The organism is Haemophilus sp. Marseille-P9675, assembly GCF_916862695.1.
GTDB classification, from domain to species: domain Bacteria; phylum Pseudomonadota; class Gammaproteobacteria; order Enterobacterales; family Pasteurellaceae; genus Haemophilus; species Haemophilus haemolyticus_K.
Window position 1 is genome coordinate 176,209 of sequence record NZ_CAKASP010000001.1, and the last position, 20,042, is coordinate 196,250.

Consider the following 20,042-nt stretch of genomic DNA (forward strand, 5'->3'; position numbering starts at 1 on the left):
AATACAGGTAAATTATGAAAACATCACGTTTTTTCACCGCACTTTTAGCTACAGCTTTAATTGGTTGGGCGATGGTGCATCCAGCATTGGCTGCAAATAAAAGCAATATATTATTACCTACGGAGCAAGAGCTCACCGCAGATTTGGCTGATGTGCAAAAAATGGCTGATGGTGGTGCAAAAACAGCACTTATTAATGAATTGCAAACCTCTTTAGATTTATTGCAACTCATTCAAACTCAACAAAAAAATAATGAAGATTTACATGATGTTTTAGCCCATGCTGACAGTGAAATTAAAAAAAATAATGCGGATTTATTAGCGTTTAAGAAGCAGTTAGAACAATCTAAATCAGTCGATTATCAAGCACAAAATTTAGCAGATTTACAGGCTGCATTAAGCAAACTTAGTGCTCAACAGCAGGAAACGCAAACAGCACTAAGTAAAGCGAATACTCAATTAGCGGGGCAAAGTTCTGTATCTGAGCGTGCACAAACCAGTCTTACTGAGAATTTGAAACGTACACAAGAAATTAATCAACAATTAGCCGATAGCAATCTTACAAAAACTTTACGTCAAAAAAATCAAATAGAATTACAGCTGATTGATTTAAAAAACGCTTACAACCAAGATTTATTGAAAAATAGTGATCAGCTGACATTGCTTTATCAAAGTCGCTATGATTTGTTAAATGCTCGTTTACAGGTGCTACAGCAACAAATTGTGGCGATCCAAGAAGTGATTAATCAGAAAAACTTAGCGCAAACTCAAAACCAAGTGGAACAAGTTCAGCAACAGCAACTAAATAGTGCAAAAAATGCCTATATTCAGAAAGAATTGGCGCGTAATGCGGACTTGAGTCAATATTTGCTACAACAAACTGAGAAAACTAATATCTTGACGCAAGATGACTTGAGAATGCGTAATGTGTTGGAGAGTCTTACTCAAACTCAACATACGATTGATGAACAAATTAGCGCTTTACAAGGTACATTGGTACTTTCTCGTATTATTCAGCAACAAAAACAAAAATTACCAACTAATTTAAATATTCAAGGTTTATCAAAACAAATTGCGGATTTGAGGGTTCAGATTTTTGATATTACTCAAAAACGTAATGAGCTTTACGATTTAGATGCTTATATTCTTAAAGTAGAATCAGATGAAGGCGAAAAATTTAGTAATACAGAGAAGATTCAATTAACGAATTTATTAACTGAGCGTCGGAAAGTTTTATCTGACTTAATTAAATCATTGAATAGCCAGCTTAATTTAGCTATTTCATTAGAGCTTACTCAGCAGCAAATTACTCAAATAAGTGATCAAGTCCAAGCTAAATTAGATCAACAAAGTTTTTGGGTTAAAAGTAATAATCCTATTAATTTAGATTGGTTTAGTGAATTACCACATATATTTGTTGCTCAAGTAGATGGTATTGTGAAGAAAATTGGTTTTCCAACCAACTATAGTAATTTACCTTATTTGCTGATGTATTTCTTTGCTCTGTTTGTTGTAGGCGGTGCGATTTTTCGCTTTAAAGAACGTATTAAACAGCGTTTAGCCAAAATTAATAGTGAAATTAATCGTTTGAAATATGACAATCAATGGAATACTCCATTAGCTATATTATTGACTGCATTTTTAACTCTTTCAGGGACATTATGGTTTTTAGCCATTTGTCAAATGATTGGTTTCTTTTTTGTGAAAAATCCAACTGAGTTTTGGGATTGGTCGTTTAGTATGGCGGGCTATTGGTGGTTCTTCACGTTTTGGCTTTCTTTATTCCGCCCAAATGGGATTTTTGTCCATCACTTTGAATTTTCTCAACAAAGTGCGGTGCGTTTTCAAAGTGTAATTAAACGTATTGTTGTAGCGGTTGTGTTGTTACTGAATACATCAGTATTTAGTAACGTGACCGATTATGGGTTAGCAAATGATGTGATTGGACAGGTGAATACAATAGTTTCATTGCTGTTCTGCATTATTATCATCGCCCCACGTTTCAAAAATGTGTTACGTTCTTACGAAGATGAGAAAAAAAGCCATAACCACATTATTGTCAAAATCGTTCAATTCGGTTTACAGATTATTCCTGTTGGCTTAGTGATATTAGTTGCCTTGGGATACTATTACACTGCGTTGAATTTAATACAGCATCTGATTAATTCTTATATCGCATGGTGTGTGTGGTGGTTAATTCGTCAAGTGATTTATCGTGGTATTACTGTATCCTCTCGTCGCTTGGCTCATCGCCGTTTAGAAGAAAAACGTAATCAGAAACGGGCAAGCATCAATGAAGGATCAACATCCGATGAGCTTGTTCTTAATGAAAAAGAAGAAGGCTTAGCGCTGAATGAAGTGCGTAGCCAATTATTGCGTTTTGCGGATCTTTTCATTTGGACTGCTTTGTTTGGCATTTTCTACTATGTTTGGTCAGATCTTGTAACGGTGGCAAGTTATTTGCGTGAAGTTACCTTATGGCAGCAAACAACAACTACTGAAGCTGGCACAGTGATGGAAAGTATCACTTTATTTAATCTTCTCGTTGCCTTGGTTATTGTAGGGATTACTTATGTGTTAGTACGCAATATCTCAGGTATTTTAGAAGTACTAATTTTCTCACGGGTTAAACTTTCACAAGGCACGCCTTATACTATTACTACATTATTAACTTATGTTTTAGTTGCGGTTGGCGGGGCGTGGGCATTTGCTACATTAGGCATGTCGTGGTCTAAATTGCAATGGTTGTTTGCAGCCCTTTCAGTTGGTTTGGGCTTTGGTATGCAAGAAATCTTTGCAAACTTTGTATCTGGGATTATTTTATTGTTTGAACGCCCAATTCGAGTGGGCGATACCGTTACCATAAATGGTGTCACCGGTACGGTAGCGAAAATCCGTATTCGTGCAATTACAATGATTGATCCTGATAGAAAAGAAGTGATTGTGCCGAATAAATCGTTTGTAACAGGGCAAGTGACGAACTGGGCATTATCAAATACCATTACTCGTTTAGTTATATCTGTGGGGGTTGCTTATAACTCCGATTTAGAATTAGTAAAACGTTTGTTGTTACAAGCTGCTAATGAATTGCCGAGCGTTTTAAAAGAGCCTGAGCCAAGAGCGTTGTTTTTAAATTTTGGTGCAAGCACTTTAGACCATGAGTTACGAGTTTATGTCGGACAGGTTTCAGATCGTAATGATACGCTAGATTTATTAAATCGCCGTGTAAATCAATTATTTAAAGAAAATAATATAGACATTGCTTTCAATCAATTGGATATCTTTATTAAAAATAACGACACGGGTGAAGAGATTCCATTTATTAATATGGAAAAATTAACTAAAACTAATTAAAGAGAAATAATATGGCAGGTAACACAATCGGACAACTTTTTCGTGTGACAACCTTTGGGGAGTCACATGGTATTGCATTAGGCTGTATCGTTGATGGGATACCGCCAAATCTCGAATTATCTGAGAAAGATATTCAACCAGATTTAGATCGTCGTAAACCAGGGACATCTCGATATACTACGCCGCGTCGTGAGGATGATGAAGTTCAAATTTTATCTGGTGTGTTTGAGGGAAAAACGACAGGCACAAGTATTGGGATGATCATTAAAAATGGTGATCAGCGTTCGCAAGATTATGGTGATATTAAAGATCGTTTCCGCCCAGGTCATGCAGATTTTACCTATCAGCAAAAGTATGGAATCCGTGATTACCGTGGCGGTGGGCGTTCGTCAGCACGTGAAACAGCGATGAGGGTTGCAGCGGGAGCGATTGCGAAAAAATATTTACGCGAACATTTTGGTATTGAAGTGCGGGGTTTTTTAAGTCAAATTGGTCATGTGAAAATTGCTCCGCAGACCATCGGAGACATTGATTGGGAAAAGGTAAACAGCAATCCATTCTTTTGTCCTGATGAAAGTGCGGTAGAAAAATTCGATGAATTGATCCGTGAACTTAAAAAAGAAGGGGATTCTATTGGCGCTAAACTTACCGTTATCGCTGAAAATGTTCCAGTCGGATTAGGTGAGCCAGTATTTGACCGTTTAGATGCGGATCTTGCCCATGCATTAATGGGAATTAATGCAGTAAAAGGCGTCGAAATTGGTGATGGTTTTGCGGTGGTTGAGCAACGTGGAAGTGAACATCGTGATGAAATGACCCCCGATGGATTTGAAAGCAATCATGCAGGTGGCATTTTAGGGGGAATTAGTTCTGGTCAACCGATAATCGCCACGATTGCACTAAAACCGACTTCAAGTATTACTATTCCTGGTCGTTCAATCAATCTTAATGGTGAAGCCGTAGAGGTTGTAACAAAAGGTCGACACGATCCTTGTGTGGGTATTCGTGCTGTACCCATCGCAGAAGCCATGATGGCGATTGTCTTATTAGATCATTTATTACGTTTTAAGGCGCAGTGTAAGTGATCTTAATGTGATATTTAAGGCTAGGTCGCTATCTCATAGATAAGCTTTGATGTTACCCCTTTGAGCAATGAATGTTCCTCAAAGGGGAGTTATTTTTTATCGTGGGTATATTTATCGACGATGAAACTATTGATGATAATATTAGAATGAATAAAATTTTATTAAAAACATCCATAATTTTTACCGCACTTTTCTCTATTAACGTTGTTGCCTCTCCTCTAGATTGGCAAAAAGTGAAACGTCCCATTCCAAGTGACGATGGGAAAGCAAAACCTATTGGTAGTTATACCAATGGGTGTATTATTGGGGCGCAAGCATTACCGCCGAAAGGGGAAGGTTACCAAGTGATTCGTATGAATCGCAATCGCTATTATGGCCACCCAAATATGATTCAGTATCTTAAACGTTTGGGACAACGCGCTAAAGCTGCTGGGTTGCCAACGATGTTAGTAGGCGATATTGCCATGCCTGGTGGCGGACGATTTTTAACTGGCCATGCTAGCCATCAGATGGGATTAGATGCAGATATTTGGTTAAGAATGGGTGAAATGTCAGACGCCGATGCGCTGAACTCTGATGGCAAAGGTTTATTAGTTGTGGATAGAAATACACAACGAGTAGATGAGCGAGTGTGGAATAGCAATCATGCGATGTTAATCAAGTTAGCCGCGCAAGATCCAAGCGTAACACGTATTTTTGTTAATCCTGCGATTAAGGTAAAATTATGCCAAACCGCTGGCAATGATCGTGATTGGTTACACAAAGTTCGTCCTTGGTATGGACATGACTCTCATTTTCATGTTCGTTTAACTTGCCCAGCAGATGCGCCTTATTGTGAAAATCAAGCCCCAGTGCCTGCCGGTGATGGTTGTGGAGACGAATTATATTCTTGGTTTGAACCACCAAAACCAGGTGCTTCAGTGAGCAAACCTAAAGTTACACCACCTGAGCCGTTTTTGTGCCAACAAATTTTGAACTCACCGAATCGGAGTGAATGGTTAGAATAGAATTAAGGTAAATTAATATGGATATCGGCATTGATCTTTTAGCAATATTGTTTTGTGTTGGTTTTGTCGCATCATTTATCGATGCAATTGCTGGCGGTGGTGGATTAATCACCATTCCAGCGTTGCTCATGACAGGTATGCCACCAGCAATGGCGTTAGGCACTAACAAATTGCAAGCTATGGGAGGCGCATTATCAGCAAGCCTTTATTTCTTGCGAAAAAGAGCGGTCAATTTACGCGATATTTGGTTTATTTTGATTTGGGTTTTCTTAGGTTCTGCCTTAGGTACATTGTTAATTCAATCAATTGATGTAGCAATTTTCAAAAAAATTCTGCCTTTTTTGATTTTAGCTATTGGTCTATATTTTTTATTTACCCCTAAATTAGGTTATGAAGATCGTAAACAGCGTTTAAGTTACATGTTATTTGGTCTTTTAGTTAGCCCATTTTTAGGTTTTTATGATGGTTTCTTTGGTCCAGGAACTGGCTCAATCATGAGTTTAGCCTGTGTTACTTTGCTAGGATTTAATCTCCCGAAAGCGACGGCACATGCAAAAGTGATGAATTTCACTTCGAATCTTGCTTCTTTTGCGCTTTTCTTATTGGGGGGACAAATTCTTTGGAAAGTGGGATTCGTGATGATGGCTGGGAGTATTTTAGGCGCAAATTTAGGCGCCAAAATGGTGATGACGAAAGGTAAAACCTTGATTCGACCTATGGTTGTTATCATGTCTTTTATGATGACGGCTAAAATGGTTTACGATCAAGGCTGGTTTCATTTTTAGTTCGGAAAGCACTCAAAATTGCGGTTAAAATTAATTTCATTTTATTATGTCGGATAATCAACAAAATTTACGTTTGACGGCGAGAGTGGGCTATGAAGCGCACTTTTCATGGTCGTATTTAAAGCCTCAATATTGGAGAATTTGGCTCGGTATTTTCTTTTTATTGTTGTTAGCATTTGTGCCTTTTCGTTTGCGCGATAAATTTGCTGGAAAATTAGGTGTATGGATTGGGCATAAAGCAAAGAAACAGCGTACGCGTGCACAAACTAACTTGCAATATTGTTTCCCTCATTGGACTGAACAACAACGTGAGCAAGTCATTGATAAAATGTTTGCGGTTGTTGCACAAGTTATGTTTGGTATTGGTGAGATTGCTATCCGTTCAAAGAAACATTTGCAAAAACGTAGCGAATTTATTGGTCTTGAACATATCGAACAGGCAAAAGCTGAAGGCCAGAATATTATTCTTATGGTGCCACATGGCTGGGCGATTGATGCCTCGGGCATTATTTTGCACACTCAAGGCATGCCAATGACTTCTATGTATAATCCACACCGTAATCCATTGGTGGATTGGCTTTGGACGATTACACGTCAACGTTTCGGTGGAAAAATGCATGCCCGCCAAAATGGTATTAAACCTTTTTTAAATCATGTCCGTAAAGGCGAAATGGGTTATTATTTACCCGATGAAGATTTTGGAGCCGAGCAAAGCGTATTTGTTGATTTCTTTGGGACTTATAAAGCGACATTGCCGGGATTAAATAAAATGGCAAAACTTTCTAAAGCCGTGGTCATTCCAATGTTTCCTCGTTATAACGCTGAAACTGGTAAATATGAAATGGAAATTCATTCAGCAATGAATTTAAGTGATGATCCTGAACAATCAGCTCGAGCAATGAACGAAGAAATAGAATCTTTTGTTACGCCAGCGCCAGAGCAATATGTTTGGATTTTGCAATTATTGCGTACAAGGAAAGATGGCGAAGATCTTTATGATTAAGAATAGGGTTTGAAAGTCATATTCTCAAAAATGGATATTCAACAAGGTAAATAAAAATGGAAGAAAAAATTCGGCTGACGCAATACAGTCATGGTGCGGGTTGAGGTTGTAAAATTTCGCCTAAGGTGTTAGGGACAATTTTACATTCAGAACTGGAAAAATTTTATGATCCAAATTTGCTCGTCGGCAATGAAACAGCAGACGATGCAGCGGTGTATGATCTTGGTAATGGAACTGCAATTATCAGTACCACCGACTTTTTTATGCCTATTGTGGATGATCCTTTTGATTTTGGACGAATTGCCGCAACTAATGCCATCAGTGATATTTTTGCCATGGGCGGTAAGCCGATTATGGGCATTGCAATTTTAGGTTTTCCAACTAATGTATTACCTGCAGAAGTTGCACAGAAAATCGTTGATGGTGGTCGCTTTGCTTGCCATCAAGCGGGTATTGCTTTGGCGGGAGGACATTCCATTGACTCGCCTGAACCTATTTTTGGGTTAGCCGTGACAGGTGTGATTGACACTGAAAAAGTGAAACGTAATGCTTCTGCAAAATCAGGTTGTAAGCTTTATATGACGAAACCGCTTGGTATTGGTATTTTGACGACGGCGGAGAAAAAAGGAAAACTTAAGCTAGAACATCAAGGTTTAGCCACGGTCGCTATGTGCCAAATGAATTCTATTGGCAGCCAATTCTCCCAAGTGGAGGGCGTAACAGCAATGACAGATGTCACAGGATTTGGTTTACTTGGTCATTTAATTGAAATCTGTGAAGGTTCAAATTTAAGTGCGGTAGTTTTTTCGGACAAAATTAAAACCTTGGACGGTGTAAAAGATTATATTGCTCAAGGTTGCGTACCTGGTGGAACAGGGCGTAATTTTGACAGTTATGGGCATAAAGTTGGGGTATTGACAGAAGAACAAAAAGCGATTTTGTGTGATCCTCAAACATCAGGCGGTTTATTAGTGGCAGTTGAGCCTAATAGCGTTCAAACGGTCATTGAAATAGCCAAAGAAGCGGGGATTGATTTATATGAAGTGGGGGAATTAAACCCTAAATCAGAATCCGATGTCGTTGTTGAAATAGCTTAATAAAAAAGCGTGGAAATTTTAAAATCCACGCTTTTTTATTTTATAGAAGGATTATTTTCCGATAACGTCTAATCCGCCCATATATGGACGTAACACTTCTGGCACAGCGATTGAACCATCGGCATTTTGATAGTTTTCAAGCACGGCTACTAAAGTACGACCAACAGCTAAGCCAGAACCATTTAATGTGTGTACTAAGCGCGTTTTCTTATCGCCTTTTGCTTTACAGCGTGCTTGCATACGGCGGGCTTGGAAATCCCACATATTTGAGCAAGAAGAAATTTCACGATAAGTATTTTGTGCAGGCACCCAAACTTCTAAGTCGTAAGTTTTGCAAGAACCAAAGCCCATATCGCCTGTGCAAAGTAAAACTTTACGGTATGGTAAATTTAATAATTGCAATACTTTTTCTGCGTGACTGGTTAATTCTTCAAGTGCTTCCATTGATTTATCTGGATCAACGATTTGTACCATTTCCACTTTATCAAATTGGTGCATACGAATTAAACCACGAGTATCACGACCGTAAGAACCTGCTTCTGAACGGAAACATGGGGTATGTGCGGTCATTTTTATTGGTAATTCTGCTTCATCAATAATCACGTCTCGCACTAAATTAGTGACGGGCACTTCTGCAGTTGGAATTAATGCGTAAGGTTGTTCGCCTTCTAAGGCTAAAGTATGGAATAAATCTTCGCCAAATTTTGGTAATTGCCCTGTACCATAAAGTGTGGCGTGATTCACTAAATAAGGCACATAGGTTTCTAAATAGCCGTGTTGTTCAGTATGAAGATCTAACATGAATTGCGCTAATGCACGGTGCATTTTGGCGATTTGACCTTTCATCACAGCGAAACGAGCGCCCGCTAATTTAGCCCCTGCGGCAAAATCTAAGCCATTTGCTTCTTCACCTAAAGTGACATGATCTTTCACTTCAAAATCAAATGTACGCGGTGTACCCCAACGTAAGATTTCTTTATTTTCGGTGTCATCTTTGCCTAATGGCACTTCATCTGCTGGTAGATTTGGAATACTTAATGCAATTTGATTGATTTCCGCAAGTACCGCATCTAGTTGTGCTTTTGCTTCAGTCAATTGGTTGCCCATATTATCCACTTCAGCCAATAATGGTTCTATATTTTCACCGCGTGCTTTAGCAGCGCCAATGGCTTTGGAACGAGTATTACGTTCAGCTTGTAAGTTTTCTGTGGTGACTTGTAAGTTCTTGCGTTGTTCTTCTAATGAGGTGAGTTTTTCTGTATCAAGAATAAAGTTACGTTTTATTTTTAATTTTTCTGCGACTTCCGCTAAATTATTACGGAGTAAATTTGGATCGATCATGGTATTTCCTTACTTTTTTCGTTGAAATGAAAATGGTTTTATTCTATCGCACGTTGTTGAAATAAACCAGTTAAAAGCCTAGTGAAAAGCGAGATTCTGAAAATAAAGAAAAATACACCGCACTTTGTGCTAAAATTCGCGCTAATTTAATCAAATTTTTAGGTGGGTTATGAGAAAATTTATTCTTTCTTTTCTATTTATGATTATTGGTGGTGGGCTTGGTTTTGCTGGGGCTCATTTTCATCCGACAAAATGGCAGGTTAGTGCGCAATTTGAAACACCAAAAATGAGTGAATTGGGTAATTATTTTTCTCTTTTTTCTACATATAGTTTAGTTAGCGGTGATGCGGATGCAGTGGATGCCACAAAGATTGAACGCAAAGCGACCAATTCTGCCTATCATGAATTTACAAAAATTCTGAGTTCTCCCGCTCAATTAATGGCGTTTTTAAATCAATCTGATTTTGTGAAAGCAAGAGCTAAAGTTGAAAATCAAACGATTCAGCAAATTGCCTCACATTTTAAATTTTCCCAAGAAAATAATCTTGATCAATTAACCCTGTCTTCTTTTGAGCGTGAAGAAGTAGATCAACTTTTTGTGGAATATATTCGTTATGTGAATAATCAAGCGCGCCAAACATTAAATAATGAATTGATTACAAAATGGAAATCGTTATTCGAACAAGTGAAAAATGCTGCCGACGCCAAAATTGATGTTTCTTGGGAAAACAAATTGAAAATGATGCAATCTGTTCAACCGTTAGATAATAATTTGGTGGCATTTCATTTTGTTCAACAGCCTAATCTTGTGATGGCAGAGAAACCTTATGTTATCTCAACGGGTATTGGTGCTGGTTTGGGAATTATCCTTAGTTTGTTAGCGATGCTGATTTTAGGTGCTGGAAGAAATAAAAAAGCAAAAGAGTAAAGGATTATTTGAGAAAAATAAATTTTGTGATCGTTGTCAAATTTTTAAGATTGTTTTCTGTTTATTTGGGGCGAATGTAGTAAACTGAAACCAGTTAAAACCACTATAGGAGCAATGCTATGTTTCCCGAATACCGAGAATTAATCACCAAACTTAAAAGTAATGATGCTTATTTCGATCGTCTTTTTGAAAAGCATAACGAATTAGATCATGAAATTAAGAATATGCAGGAAAACATTCAGCTCGCCACTCATATGGAAATTGAGGCTTTGAAAAAAGAAAAATTACGGATTAAAGATGAGCTTTATGAATACCTTAAGAAAAAATCACAAGAATAGTACAAAAACCGGCTTAGGCCGGTTTTTTGTTGAACTATTTTAGTGTCACACCACAGGTTTTTGTCGATAAAACAATAATCCAGGCAAAGCTAATCCAAATACTATTGCTCCTAGGATAAAACTGGTATTAATAAAGGAGCTAATCATTTGTTCAAATAAAGCATCAGAAAAGCCGAAATGATGAATTTGTACCATTGAAATCATTGCTTTATAGGCATGAACACCGGGGATCATCGGGATAATTGCGGCAACTGTGAAGGCTTTGGGGTGGGCTAAATAACGATGGGAAAGATGCACGCCTAAAAAACCAATTACGCAAGTGGCAAAGAAAGTGGCAAATACAATAGGCATATTAATATGCAGTAATAATGTGCGTGTCACATGCCCAAGTGCGGCTAAAATTGCACAATATTTTAAGGCCTTGGGCGGTACATTAAATACTAAAGCAAAGCCCACAGCTGGAATTGCGGCAAATAACATATCATCGAGTAATTTCAATATAAATATTGTTATATCTAATAACATTTTAATGCCCCCAAGTTGTAATATGTAATACGCTTAAAGCGAATACAATGCCAAGACATGCGCCAAAAGTGAGAACTGTCGCAATCGTCCAACGGCCTAATCCCATATTGACGTAACCTTTTAATATATCTGCCAAAGAATTAATCAGCGGAAACCCCGGCACCAGTAATAACACACTAGACGCTAAAGCAATTTGAGGATCGTTGCCTAAGTTATATTTTAAGCTCACGCCGGAAATCAGCGAGGCGACACAAGAGGTGATGGAAAAGACAATTAGAGGATTATAGTGCCGTTTAGAAAATTCTTGTCGCACAAACATTGCAATGGCTGCAGCCACAAAGGTGATGCCACAAATCACCCAGTCTCCGCCAGATAAATGGGCGAATGCTGCACAAGATAAGCCTATCATGAATACCACTAACCATCGGTTATATTTTAGCGGTTTTAATTGATCCAGTTTTCTTTGTGCGCTTTCTAAGTCATACAAATGATGTTCAACGGCAATCACAATGCGCTGAACATCAGTAACCATTTGCATATTAATGCCTTTATCCGTATTTTTTCGTGCGGTGGTGATGCAATGATTATCAGATAAGGTCGTCAGCACCACTGCATTTGCCGTAAGCGCACATTCTACGTTTTCTACGCCAAGTGCTATGCCTAAACGCTGCGCCATTTGCACCACCACGGTACTTTCTGCCCCATGTTGTAACAAGAGCAGTGCCGTTTGTACGCACACGCGAGTCACCGCCCGTTGATATTCGTGTTCCATATCTTTCTTTTTCTATTAAGATATACCTATAAATAATTATAAAAATGTTTTCTAAAAAATGCGCAAAAAAAGAACCGCACTTATGATCTAAGTCAAAAGTGCGGTTCAATTTGTTTGAGTTTTTATTATTAAAGTTTGACGACTTTCGCTTGTTTAATCATATTATCGCCCACTTCAAGAATGGTAATTTGCAAGCCATCAATTTCGCAAACTGTTCCTTCATCGGGAATTTCTTCTAAGTGTTCTAGGATTAAACCATTAAACGTGCGGGCATCTTCAGTATCCAATTCCCAGTTAAACATTTTGTTGAGATCGCGTAGGTTGGCAGAGCCATCAATAATCATGGAACCGTCGGATTGTTGCGTTACTTCCTCGTCAATGCTTGGGGCGGTGGAAGTGGTAAAATCACCAACGATTTCTTCCAAAATATCTTCCAAAGTTACAAGCCCTTTAATATCGCCGTATTCATCCACCACTAAGCCAATGCGCTCTTTATTTGCACGGAAATTCGCAAGTTGAGTTTTTAATGGCGTGCTTTCAGGAATGAAATACACTTCATCAGCGGCACGAATTAAGGTTTCTTTGGTAAATTCATTTTTTTCAAGCAGTAAGCGGAATGCTTCACGCACGCGCAAAATACCAAGCACTTGTTCATCAAGGCTGCCTTTGTAGAGCACAACGCGGTTATGTGCTGCGTGATTGAGTTGGCGCATAATGGCTTTCCAGTCATCATCAATATCAATGCCGCCAATTTCGTTGCGCGGAACCATAATGTCATCAACGGTGACAGTTTCCATATCTAAAATAGAAAGCAACATTTGTGGATGTTGTTCATCAGGTGTCGCTTCACCCGCTTCTGATACGATACTACGAAGTTCCTCACGGCTAATTACTTGTTTTTGCATATCGGGTTTTAATCCCACCAAATGCATTAATGATTTGGTAAAAATATTCATCAGCCAAACTAACGGATAGAAGATTTTAAGTAATACCGTCAAAATGTGGCTGGAAACAAAACCGACTTTTTCCGCGTGCATTGCAGCCACCGTTTTGGGGAAAATTTCAGAAAATACAAGCATCACGAAAGTGAGCAAACCTGTTGCAATCGCCACGCCCGCATCACCGTATAAACGCATACCAATCATGGTCGCAATCGCTGATGCGCTGATATTCACAAGGTTATTAAAAATAAGAATAAAGCTTAACAAGGTATCTGGCTTTTCTAACAGTTTTTCTGCCTTTTGTGCGCCTTTATTGCCTTGTTCGGATAGAAAACGAAGACGATATTTATTGAGAGAGAGTAGTCCGGTTTCTGAGCCAGAAAAATATGCAGATAACACTAAACAGATAATGAGAATAATAAATAAAGTACTAAGGGGAATATTGTCCAAGGGAAAATCCTTTTGTTCGTTAATCACATCATAGGGCGTAATTTATTGAAGCATAAATTAGTCTAGCTAATTAAGTTTATGTAATAAGTTATGCCCTATGGAATAATAAAGGCGAATTTGAATTCGCCCTTATTTTTAAATCAGCCGACTGCCAAAATAAGCAATCGTGAGTAAGATAATACCTGAAATTGCATAAATTATCATCCTTTTTCCATGCCATCCTTTTTTCCAATGACCAAAAAGTGCGATGCCAAAGACTATCCAAGCAAAAAATGAAAATAGTGCTTTGTGAATATTTTCCGCAGTTAATGCATTGATAGAATGATAAATACCTGAAATTAATGTCAGTGTTAATAATAATTCACCAAAAGCAAATACCCTTGCAAAATGACGTTCTACGGTCATTAAAGAAGGTATAATCGGAGAAAAGTTGGTTTTTTTGGCTTTTAATGAACGATCAATCCAATTGAGTTGGATTGCATAAAGCATGGCAATAAAGCATACGGCATAAGTAAATATTGATAAGCCTATATGAAATAACATCGCAGAATCTTGATTGAGTAATTGAATAAAATGACTTGGTATAAATGTTGCCAAAATTAAGTTAAAAATTGAAAAGGCAAAGACGATAGGTAAAACGAACCAGATAGAATTCACTGATAAAATAGCAAATACTGCAAGGGCAGAGATGCTAACACTCATTAATGAACTAATTTGAATTAATGTGAATGTATGCTCTTCAGCTAATTCCTTCAAGGAAGGGAAAAGCGTAATACCGTGTAATGCTATCGCAAAAAGTGAGGTAAAAAACAACGGTGTTTTTTTCGGAGAATGTTGTGTGTTTTCTACGGACGTAAGTAAAGGAGCGATCATCAACACACTAATTAGATAAAATAAAATCGAAAAAATAGCAAACCACATAATTTCTTTTCTCTGTTTGGGAATGGTTCGTATTTTATCGTTCTCACACACAATTCGCTATAAATTTATTTGAAATGATGAAAAACGCCTAAATTTCGGTATAATCAAGGCAATTTTTTTAGAAAAAAACAGGATTACGAGTTATGTTTGATAATTTATCGGATCGCCTTTCTAAAACTTTACGCAATATCACGGGAAAAGGCCGTTTAACGGAAGATAATATTAAAGAAACCTTACGCGAAGTGCGTATGGCATTACTTGAAGCAGATGTTGCTTTACCTGTGGTGCGTGAATTTATCGCAAAAGTAAAAGAACGCGCGCTTGGGGAAGAAGTCAATAAAAGCTTAACGCCGGGGCAAGAGTTCTTAAAAATCGTTCAGCGTGAGCTTGAAAAAGCCATGGGTGAAGCGAATGAGAGTTTAAACCTAGCAACTCAACCACCAGCGGTTATCTTAATGGCGGGTTTACAAGGTGCGGGTAAAACCACCAGCGTGGGTAAATTAGCAAAATTCTTGCGTGAACGCCATAAAAAGAAAGTGTTAGTAGTTTCTGCCGACGTATATCGCCCAGCTGCGATTAAGCAGCTTGAAACTTTGGCTCAGTCCGTTGGCGTGGATTTTTTCCCATCGGATGTTAAACAAAACCCAGTTGATATTGCTAAATCGGCACTTGCTGATGCAAAACTGAAATTCTACGATGTATTGATTGTGGATACGGCAGGGCGTTTGCACGTTGATACAGAAATGATGGATGAAATCAAGCAAGTCCATGCAGCGTTAAATCCAATCGAAACCCTTTTCACCGTAGATGCGATGACTGGTCAAGATGCAGCCAATACGGCAAAAGCCTTTAATGAAGCATTGCTGCTTACAGGTGTTATTTTGACAAAAGTGGACGGTGATGCACGCGGTGGTGCGGCGTTATCAATTCGTCAAATCACTGGTAAACCAATCAAATTCTTGGGTGTGGGTGAGAAAACAGAAGCGCTTGAGCCGTTCCATCCAGACCGTATCGCTTCCCGTATTTTGGGTATGGGCGATGTGCTTTCACTGATTGAAGATCTTGAACGTTCTGTTGACCGTGAAAAAGCAGAAAAAATGGCGCAGAAATTCAAGAAAGGCGATGATTTCACTTTAGATGATTTCAGAGAACAGCTTATCGAGATGAAAAAAATGGGTGGCATGATGTCTATGCTTGAGAAATTACCCGGTGCAAAAAATTTGCCTGATCACGTTAAAAATCAAGTGGATGACAAAATGTTTGTCAAAATGGAAGCGATCATTAACTCTATGACCTTAAAAGAACGTGCCAACCCAGATATTATCAAAGGATCTCGCCGTCGTCGTATTGCATTAGGTTCTGGCACTCAAGTGCAAGATGTCAATAAATTACTTAAACAATTCGATGAAATGCAACGTATGATGAAGAAAATGCGTAAAGGTGGCATGGCTAAAATGATGCGTGGAATGCAAGGCTTAATGGGCGGAGGCTTGGGCGGTCTTGGTGGTTTAGGCGGAATGTTTAAACGATAATTTCATAAGATCAAAGTGCGGTTAAAAAAGAAATATTTTTAATCGCACTTTGTTTTGGGCAAAATATTAGCCTAAGTGTCATTTATAAGTGAATTTTAGTTGAAATAATACCCGGTACTTAGTATGGGAATTTTCTTTACTTCATTCTATACTCATTACACATTTCAACTTTTTCTATAAAAATTCAACATGAATAATAATCCATTCCAAGTTAACTGGTCATCTAAGGGACATACATTATGTTTGGGACATTGGGAAATTAAATATCTTGGTTTACCCGTCGTGTTACCTCGAGAGCGCCAAGATAAAGATATGGGAACAGAAAATATTTATAATTTTATGGATCCTGAAGATGAGCTTTATCGCGAGGGATTGGGTGAGGATGATTGGATTGTTGAAAATATTGAATGGCTTTCTGATGTATTTATTGAGCATAATATTCCTTTAGAGGAAAATATAATGAGAGCATTTTATCAAGCAGTAAATCAGGCCGATTGGCGCTGCGGGAGCTGTGGAGGGTGTATTTAACTTTGAGAGTATCAATCTGTTTTATTCTTTTAATGTAAATAGTGTTATTAATAAATGTGATAAAAGTCACAAATTTTAAAAAAACTCTTAAATTCAATTTTTGATTTCTATCAATTTGACATAGAATACGGCCGCTAATTTAGAGTATATCTAAATATTATTACCCATCTTTTGAGGAGTATTTCTATGTTGTGGTTTTTCTTTTGTGTAGCCATTCTTATTCTTGGTTACTTTATTTATGGAAAAATTATCGAAAAAATCTTTGTCATTAATCCAAAACGTCAAACACCAGCCTATCAAATAAATGATGGTGTGGATTATATGCCAATGTCAAAAACTAAGATTTGGTTAATTCAATTGTTGAATATTGCTGGTACTGGCCCAATTTTTGGCCCTATTCTTGGTGCATTATACGGACCTGTCGCGATGTTATGGATTGTACTAGGCTGTATTTTTGCTGGGGCAGTACATGATTATTTCTGCGGTATGTTGAGTATCCGTCATGGTGGTGCAACAATGCCATATTTAGCCGGTAAATTCTTAGGTCGCCCTGTAAAAGTATTTATTAACACATTAGCGCTTGTACTTTTATTATTAGTAGGTGTTGTGTTTGTATCAAGCCCAGCTCAATTAATGGGTACGATTACCATGGACTTATTGGGCGCATCTCAAGGAGCGTTACAATTAGGTGATGCTGAAGCTGTTCATCATGCAGTTGAAGCCGGTGGTATCAAAGTATGGGGAATGGATAAAGCAACTGTTGTTGCAGTTTGGACGATTATTATCTTTGCTTACTATATTCTTGCGACTTTATTACCGATCGATAAAATTATCGGTCGAATCTATCCGCTTTTTGGCGCATTATTGCTATTTATGTCTGTGGGTATGGTGTATGGCTTAGTTTCTGCACACTTTAGTGCTGTTGATCCTATTGAGTTCTTCCGTACTATCAATGCAGATGGTCAAGGTTTAACTTTAGAGAAATTCACACAAAACTTCCAAGTGAAGGGTGATGTTCCAATTTGGCCATTGTTGTTCTTAACTATTTCTTGTGGTGCATTATCTGGTTTCCACGCAACTCAAACTCCTTTAATGGCGCGTTGTGCTGAAAATGAAAAAGAAGGTCGTTTTATCTTTTACGGTGCAATGATTGCTGAAGGTGTAATTGCGCTAATCTGGTGTATGGTTGGTCTCGCATTCTATGAAAATCCACAAGCATTACAAGATGCAATTTCTGCAGGATCACCATCTAAAGTTGTATATGACAGTTCATTACATTTCTTAGGTTTTGTTGGTGGTATTTTTGCTGTGTTAGGTGTGGTTGTTTTACCTATCACTTCTGGTGATACCGCATTCCGTGCTGCTCGTTTACAATTAGCGGAAATTTTCCATATTGACCAACGTTCATTATCTAAACGCTTATTAATTGCTGTACCACTATTCGTATTAGGCTATTTTGTTTCAACCATTGACTTTAGCGTATTATGGCGTTATTTCACTTGGGCAAACCAAATGACAGCAATGGTAATGTTATGGACAGCAGCTGCATATTTATATCGTTATCATAAATTCCATTGGGTTGCTTCTATTCCTGCTTGGTTTATTACCACAGTGTGTGCAACTTATTTATATTACAATCCAATTGGTTTCCACTTAGATTATCAATTGTCAGTATATTTAGGTTTGGCAACAACAGTAGTATGTATCATATTATTCTTTACGTTACTTAAACCATTCGGTGATCGTGACGAAGAAGCTTATGTGAATAATTAATTAAGAACATCTGGTTGAAAAAAGCCGTTTGGGATATTTTCTCAAACGGCTTTTTATTTTGATAAAAAATAGGGTTATATCAGGGATAATCGCTTGCAACTTAAGCAAACAAATTATAAACTTACGTAGATGTGGAGAAAAGTGGTGTTTTGTGGAGATTTTTAGAAAAATTTCTCAAAATAAGTTTAATTTTGAAGGCGTAATATGTTTCGTGGTGCAACAGCGGTTAATTTAGATTCTAAGGGACGCGTAGCGATCCCAACCCGCTATCGCTCTGAAATTCTTGAAAAGAACCAAGGGCAAATGGTTTGTACCGTCGATATTCGCCAACCTTGTCTTTTACTTTATCCCCTTGATGAATGGGAAAAAATCGAACAAAAACTTCTCGAACTTTCTAATTTTGATCCTACCCAACGCCGTTTGCAACGAGTAATGCTTGGTCATGCCACTGAATGTGAGATGGATGCTCAGGGCCGTATTTTGCTTAGTGGACCATTACGCCAACATGCAAAATTAGAAAAAGGTTTAATGTTAGTAGGACAACTTAATAAATTTGAAATTTGGAGTGCTGTAGAATGGCATGCTCAAATTGAAGAAGATATGGAAATTGGTTCAAGTGCAGACTTTGCGTCTGAGGCTCTGAAAGATTTCTCATTATAGAAAATGATTCACCGTTTTTTACTTTTATATTGTATTTATGGATACCGAAAATTCCTTTTCTTCACCTGAACATATCACAGTTTTACTTCACGAAGCCGTGAATGGCTTGGCATTGAAGGAAAATGGAATTTATATTGACGGTACTTTTGGCCGTGGTGGACATTCTCGCTTAATCCTTTCTAAATTATCCCCAAATGGTCGTCTTATTGGCGTTGACCGCGATCCTAGAGCCATTGCTGAAGCTCAAAAAATTCAAGACCCACGTTTTCAGATTGAACATAACAGCTTTTCTCATATTCCTGAAATTTGTGAAAAATTAAATTTGGTTGGCAAAATTGATGGTATTTTGCTTGATCTTGGCGTGTCATCTCCCCAGCTTGATGAAGCAGAACGTGGTTTTAGTTTTATGAAAGATGGCCCACTTGATATGCGTATGGACACGACTCAAGGTTTATCAGCAGCAGAATGGTTAAAACAAGTATCGGTTGAGGATTTAACTTGGGTTTTGAAAACTTTTGGCGAGGAGCGTTTTGCTAAACGTATTGCCACTGCTATTGTTGATTACAACAAAAGTGCGGCCAAAAATGGCACAGAATTTTTATCACGTACTAGTCAATTAGCTGAGCTTATTTCACAAGCGGTACCTTTTAAAGATAAACATAAACATCCTGCGACTCGTAGTTTCCAGGCCATTCGTATTTTCATCAATTCAGAACTAGACGAATTGGAAAGTGTACTCAATTCTGCTTTAGACATGTTAGCGCCAGAAGGGCGTTTATCAATTATTAGTTTCCATTCTTTGGAAGATAGAATGGTGAAACATTTTATGAAAAAACAAAGTAAAGGTGAGGATATCCCTAAAGGTTTACCATTGCGAGAAGACCAAATTCAACGTAATCAGAAATTAAAACTAATTGGTAAAGCAATTCAACCAAGTGAGGCGGAAATTCAAGCAAATCCTCGTTCAAGAAGTGCAGTATTGCGTGTAGCGGAGAGAATTTAG

General features: G+C 37.9%; 18 protein-coding genes. 13 read left to right on the forward strand and 5 right to left on the reverse strand.

Going from position 1 to position 20,042, the window contains the following annotated elements:
- The first annotated feature begins 14 nt into the window (after positions 1-14).
- The 6 genes from mscK to selD all read left to right on the forward strand — a co-directional run bounded on the left by mscK (position 15) and on the right by selD (position 8,330).
- On the forward strand, positions 15-3,353 hold the full coding sequence (gene mscK, locus LIX50_RS00855) for a mechanosensitive channel MscK (RefSeq protein WP_048954143.1): 3,339 nt from the start codon (positions 15-17) through the stop codon (positions 3,351-3,353).
- Positions 3,354-3,364: 11 nt separating this feature from the next.
- Positions 3,365-4,438, forward strand: coding sequence for a chorismate synthase (gene aroC, locus LIX50_RS00860; protein WP_005638748.1), 1,074 nt, complete (start codon positions 3,365-3,367; stop codon positions 4,436-4,438).
- A 146-nt stretch (positions 4,439-4,584) separates the two neighbouring features.
- On the forward strand, positions 4,585-5,445 hold the full coding sequence (mepA, locus tag LIX50_RS00865; RefSeq protein ID WP_048954311.1) for a penicillin-insensitive murein endopeptidase: 861 nt from the start codon (positions 4,585-4,587) through the stop codon (positions 5,443-5,445).
- Between the two features lie 17 nt (positions 5,446-5,462).
- Positions 5,463-6,230: a TSUP family transporter gene (locus LIX50_RS00870; protein WP_048954142.1), complete on the forward strand. Its 768-nt coding sequence runs from the start codon at positions 5,463-5,465 to the stop codon at positions 6,228-6,230.
- 46 nt (positions 6,231-6,276) lie between these two features.
- The gene (gene lpxM, locus LIX50_RS00875; RefSeq protein ID WP_048954141.1) at positions 6,277-7,233 is read left to right on the forward strand and encodes a lauroyl-Kdo(2)-lipid IV(A) myristoyltransferase; all 957 of its coding nucleotides are present in this window, start codon (positions 6,277-6,279) and stop codon (positions 7,231-7,233) included.
- Between the two features lie 56 nt (positions 7,234-7,289).
- The gene (selD, locus tag LIX50_RS00880; protein ID WP_080351587.1) at positions 7,290-8,330 is read left to right on the forward strand and encodes a selenide, water dikinase SelD; all 1,041 of its coding nucleotides are present in this window, start codon (positions 7,290-7,292) and stop codon (positions 8,328-8,330) included.
- A 51-nt stretch (positions 8,331-8,381) separates the two neighbouring features.
- Here the strand turns inward: selD and serS are convergent, their stop codons facing one another.
- Positions 8,382-9,671 (reverse strand): serine--tRNA ligase, encoded by a 1,290-nt coding sequence (gene serS / locus LIX50_RS00885; RefSeq protein WP_048954139.1) that lies wholly within the window; start codon positions 9,669-9,671, stop codon positions 8,382-8,384.
- Between the two features lie 169 nt (positions 9,672-9,840).
- Here serS and LIX50_RS00890 point away from each other — a divergent pair, with 169 nt between their 5' ends.
- Together LIX50_RS00890 and LIX50_RS00895 are read left to right on the forward strand one after the other, a co-directional pair.
- Positions 9,841-10,599: a hypothetical protein gene (locus LIX50_RS00890; RefSeq protein WP_048954138.1), complete on the forward strand. Its 759-nt coding sequence runs from the start codon at positions 9,841-9,843 to the stop codon at positions 10,597-10,599.
- Positions 10,600-10,718: 119 nt separating this feature from the next.
- A complete protein-coding gene (locus tag LIX50_RS00895) occupies positions 10,719-10,937 on the forward strand; it encodes a YdcH family protein (protein ID WP_005628252.1) in 219 nt (72 codons plus the stop codon).
- A gap of 45 nt (positions 10,938-10,982) precedes the next feature.
- Here the strand turns inward: LIX50_RS00895 and LIX50_RS00900 are convergent, their stop codons facing one another.
- From LIX50_RS00900 to LIX50_RS00915, 4 genes are all read right to left on the reverse strand, one after another.
- Positions 10,983-11,462: a threonine/serine exporter family protein gene (locus tag LIX50_RS00900; protein WP_005628250.1), complete on the reverse strand. Its 480-nt coding sequence runs from the start codon at positions 11,460-11,462 to the stop codon at positions 10,983-10,985.
- 1 nt (position 11,463) lies between these two features.
- Complete coding sequence (locus tag LIX50_RS00905) at positions 11,464-12,234, reverse strand: threonine/serine ThrE exporter family protein (protein ID WP_226385851.1); 771 nt, start codon at positions 12,232-12,234, stop codon at positions 11,464-11,466.
- Positions 12,235-12,362: 128 nt separating this feature from the next.
- A complete protein-coding gene (locus LIX50_RS00910; RefSeq protein ID WP_048954136.1) occupies positions 12,363-13,625 on the reverse strand; it encodes an HlyC/CorC family transporter in 1,263 nt (420 codons plus the stop codon).
- Between the two features lie 135 nt (positions 13,626-13,760).
- The gene (locus LIX50_RS00915; RefSeq protein WP_048954135.1) at positions 13,761-14,546 is read right to left on the reverse strand and encodes an inner membrane protein YpjD; all 786 of its coding nucleotides are present in this window, start codon (positions 14,544-14,546) and stop codon (positions 13,761-13,763) included.
- A gap of 143 nt (positions 14,547-14,689) precedes the next feature.
- On the opposite strand from LIX50_RS00915, the gene ffh reads away from it, so the two are divergent.
- The 5 genes from ffh (at position 14,690) to rsmH (ending at position 20,042) form a co-directional block, all read left to right on the forward strand.
- Positions 14,690-16,078, forward strand: coding sequence for a signal recognition particle protein (ffh, locus tag LIX50_RS00920; RefSeq protein WP_048954134.1), 1,389 nt, complete (start codon positions 14,690-14,692; stop codon positions 16,076-16,078).
- A gap of 189 nt (positions 16,079-16,267) precedes the next feature.
- Positions 16,268-16,606: a hypothetical protein gene (locus LIX50_RS00925; protein ID WP_048954133.1), complete on the forward strand. Its 339-nt coding sequence runs from the start codon at positions 16,268-16,270 to the stop codon at positions 16,604-16,606.
- Between the two features lie 186 nt (positions 16,607-16,792).
- A complete protein-coding gene (locus tag LIX50_RS00930) occupies positions 16,793-18,379 on the forward strand; it encodes a carbon starvation protein A (RefSeq protein ID WP_048954132.1) in 1,587 nt (528 codons plus the stop codon).
- Positions 18,380-18,583: 204 nt separating this feature from the next.
- On the forward strand, positions 18,584-19,039 hold the full coding sequence (mraZ, locus tag LIX50_RS00935) for a division/cell wall cluster transcriptional repressor MraZ (protein WP_048954131.1): 456 nt from the start codon (positions 18,584-18,586) through the stop codon (positions 19,037-19,039).
- Between the two features lie 37 nt (positions 19,040-19,076).
- Positions 19,077-20,042 (forward strand): 16S rRNA (cytosine(1402)-N(4))-methyltransferase RsmH, encoded by a 966-nt coding sequence (gene rsmH, locus LIX50_RS00940; RefSeq protein ID WP_048954130.1) that lies wholly within the window; start codon positions 19,077-19,079, stop codon positions 20,040-20,042.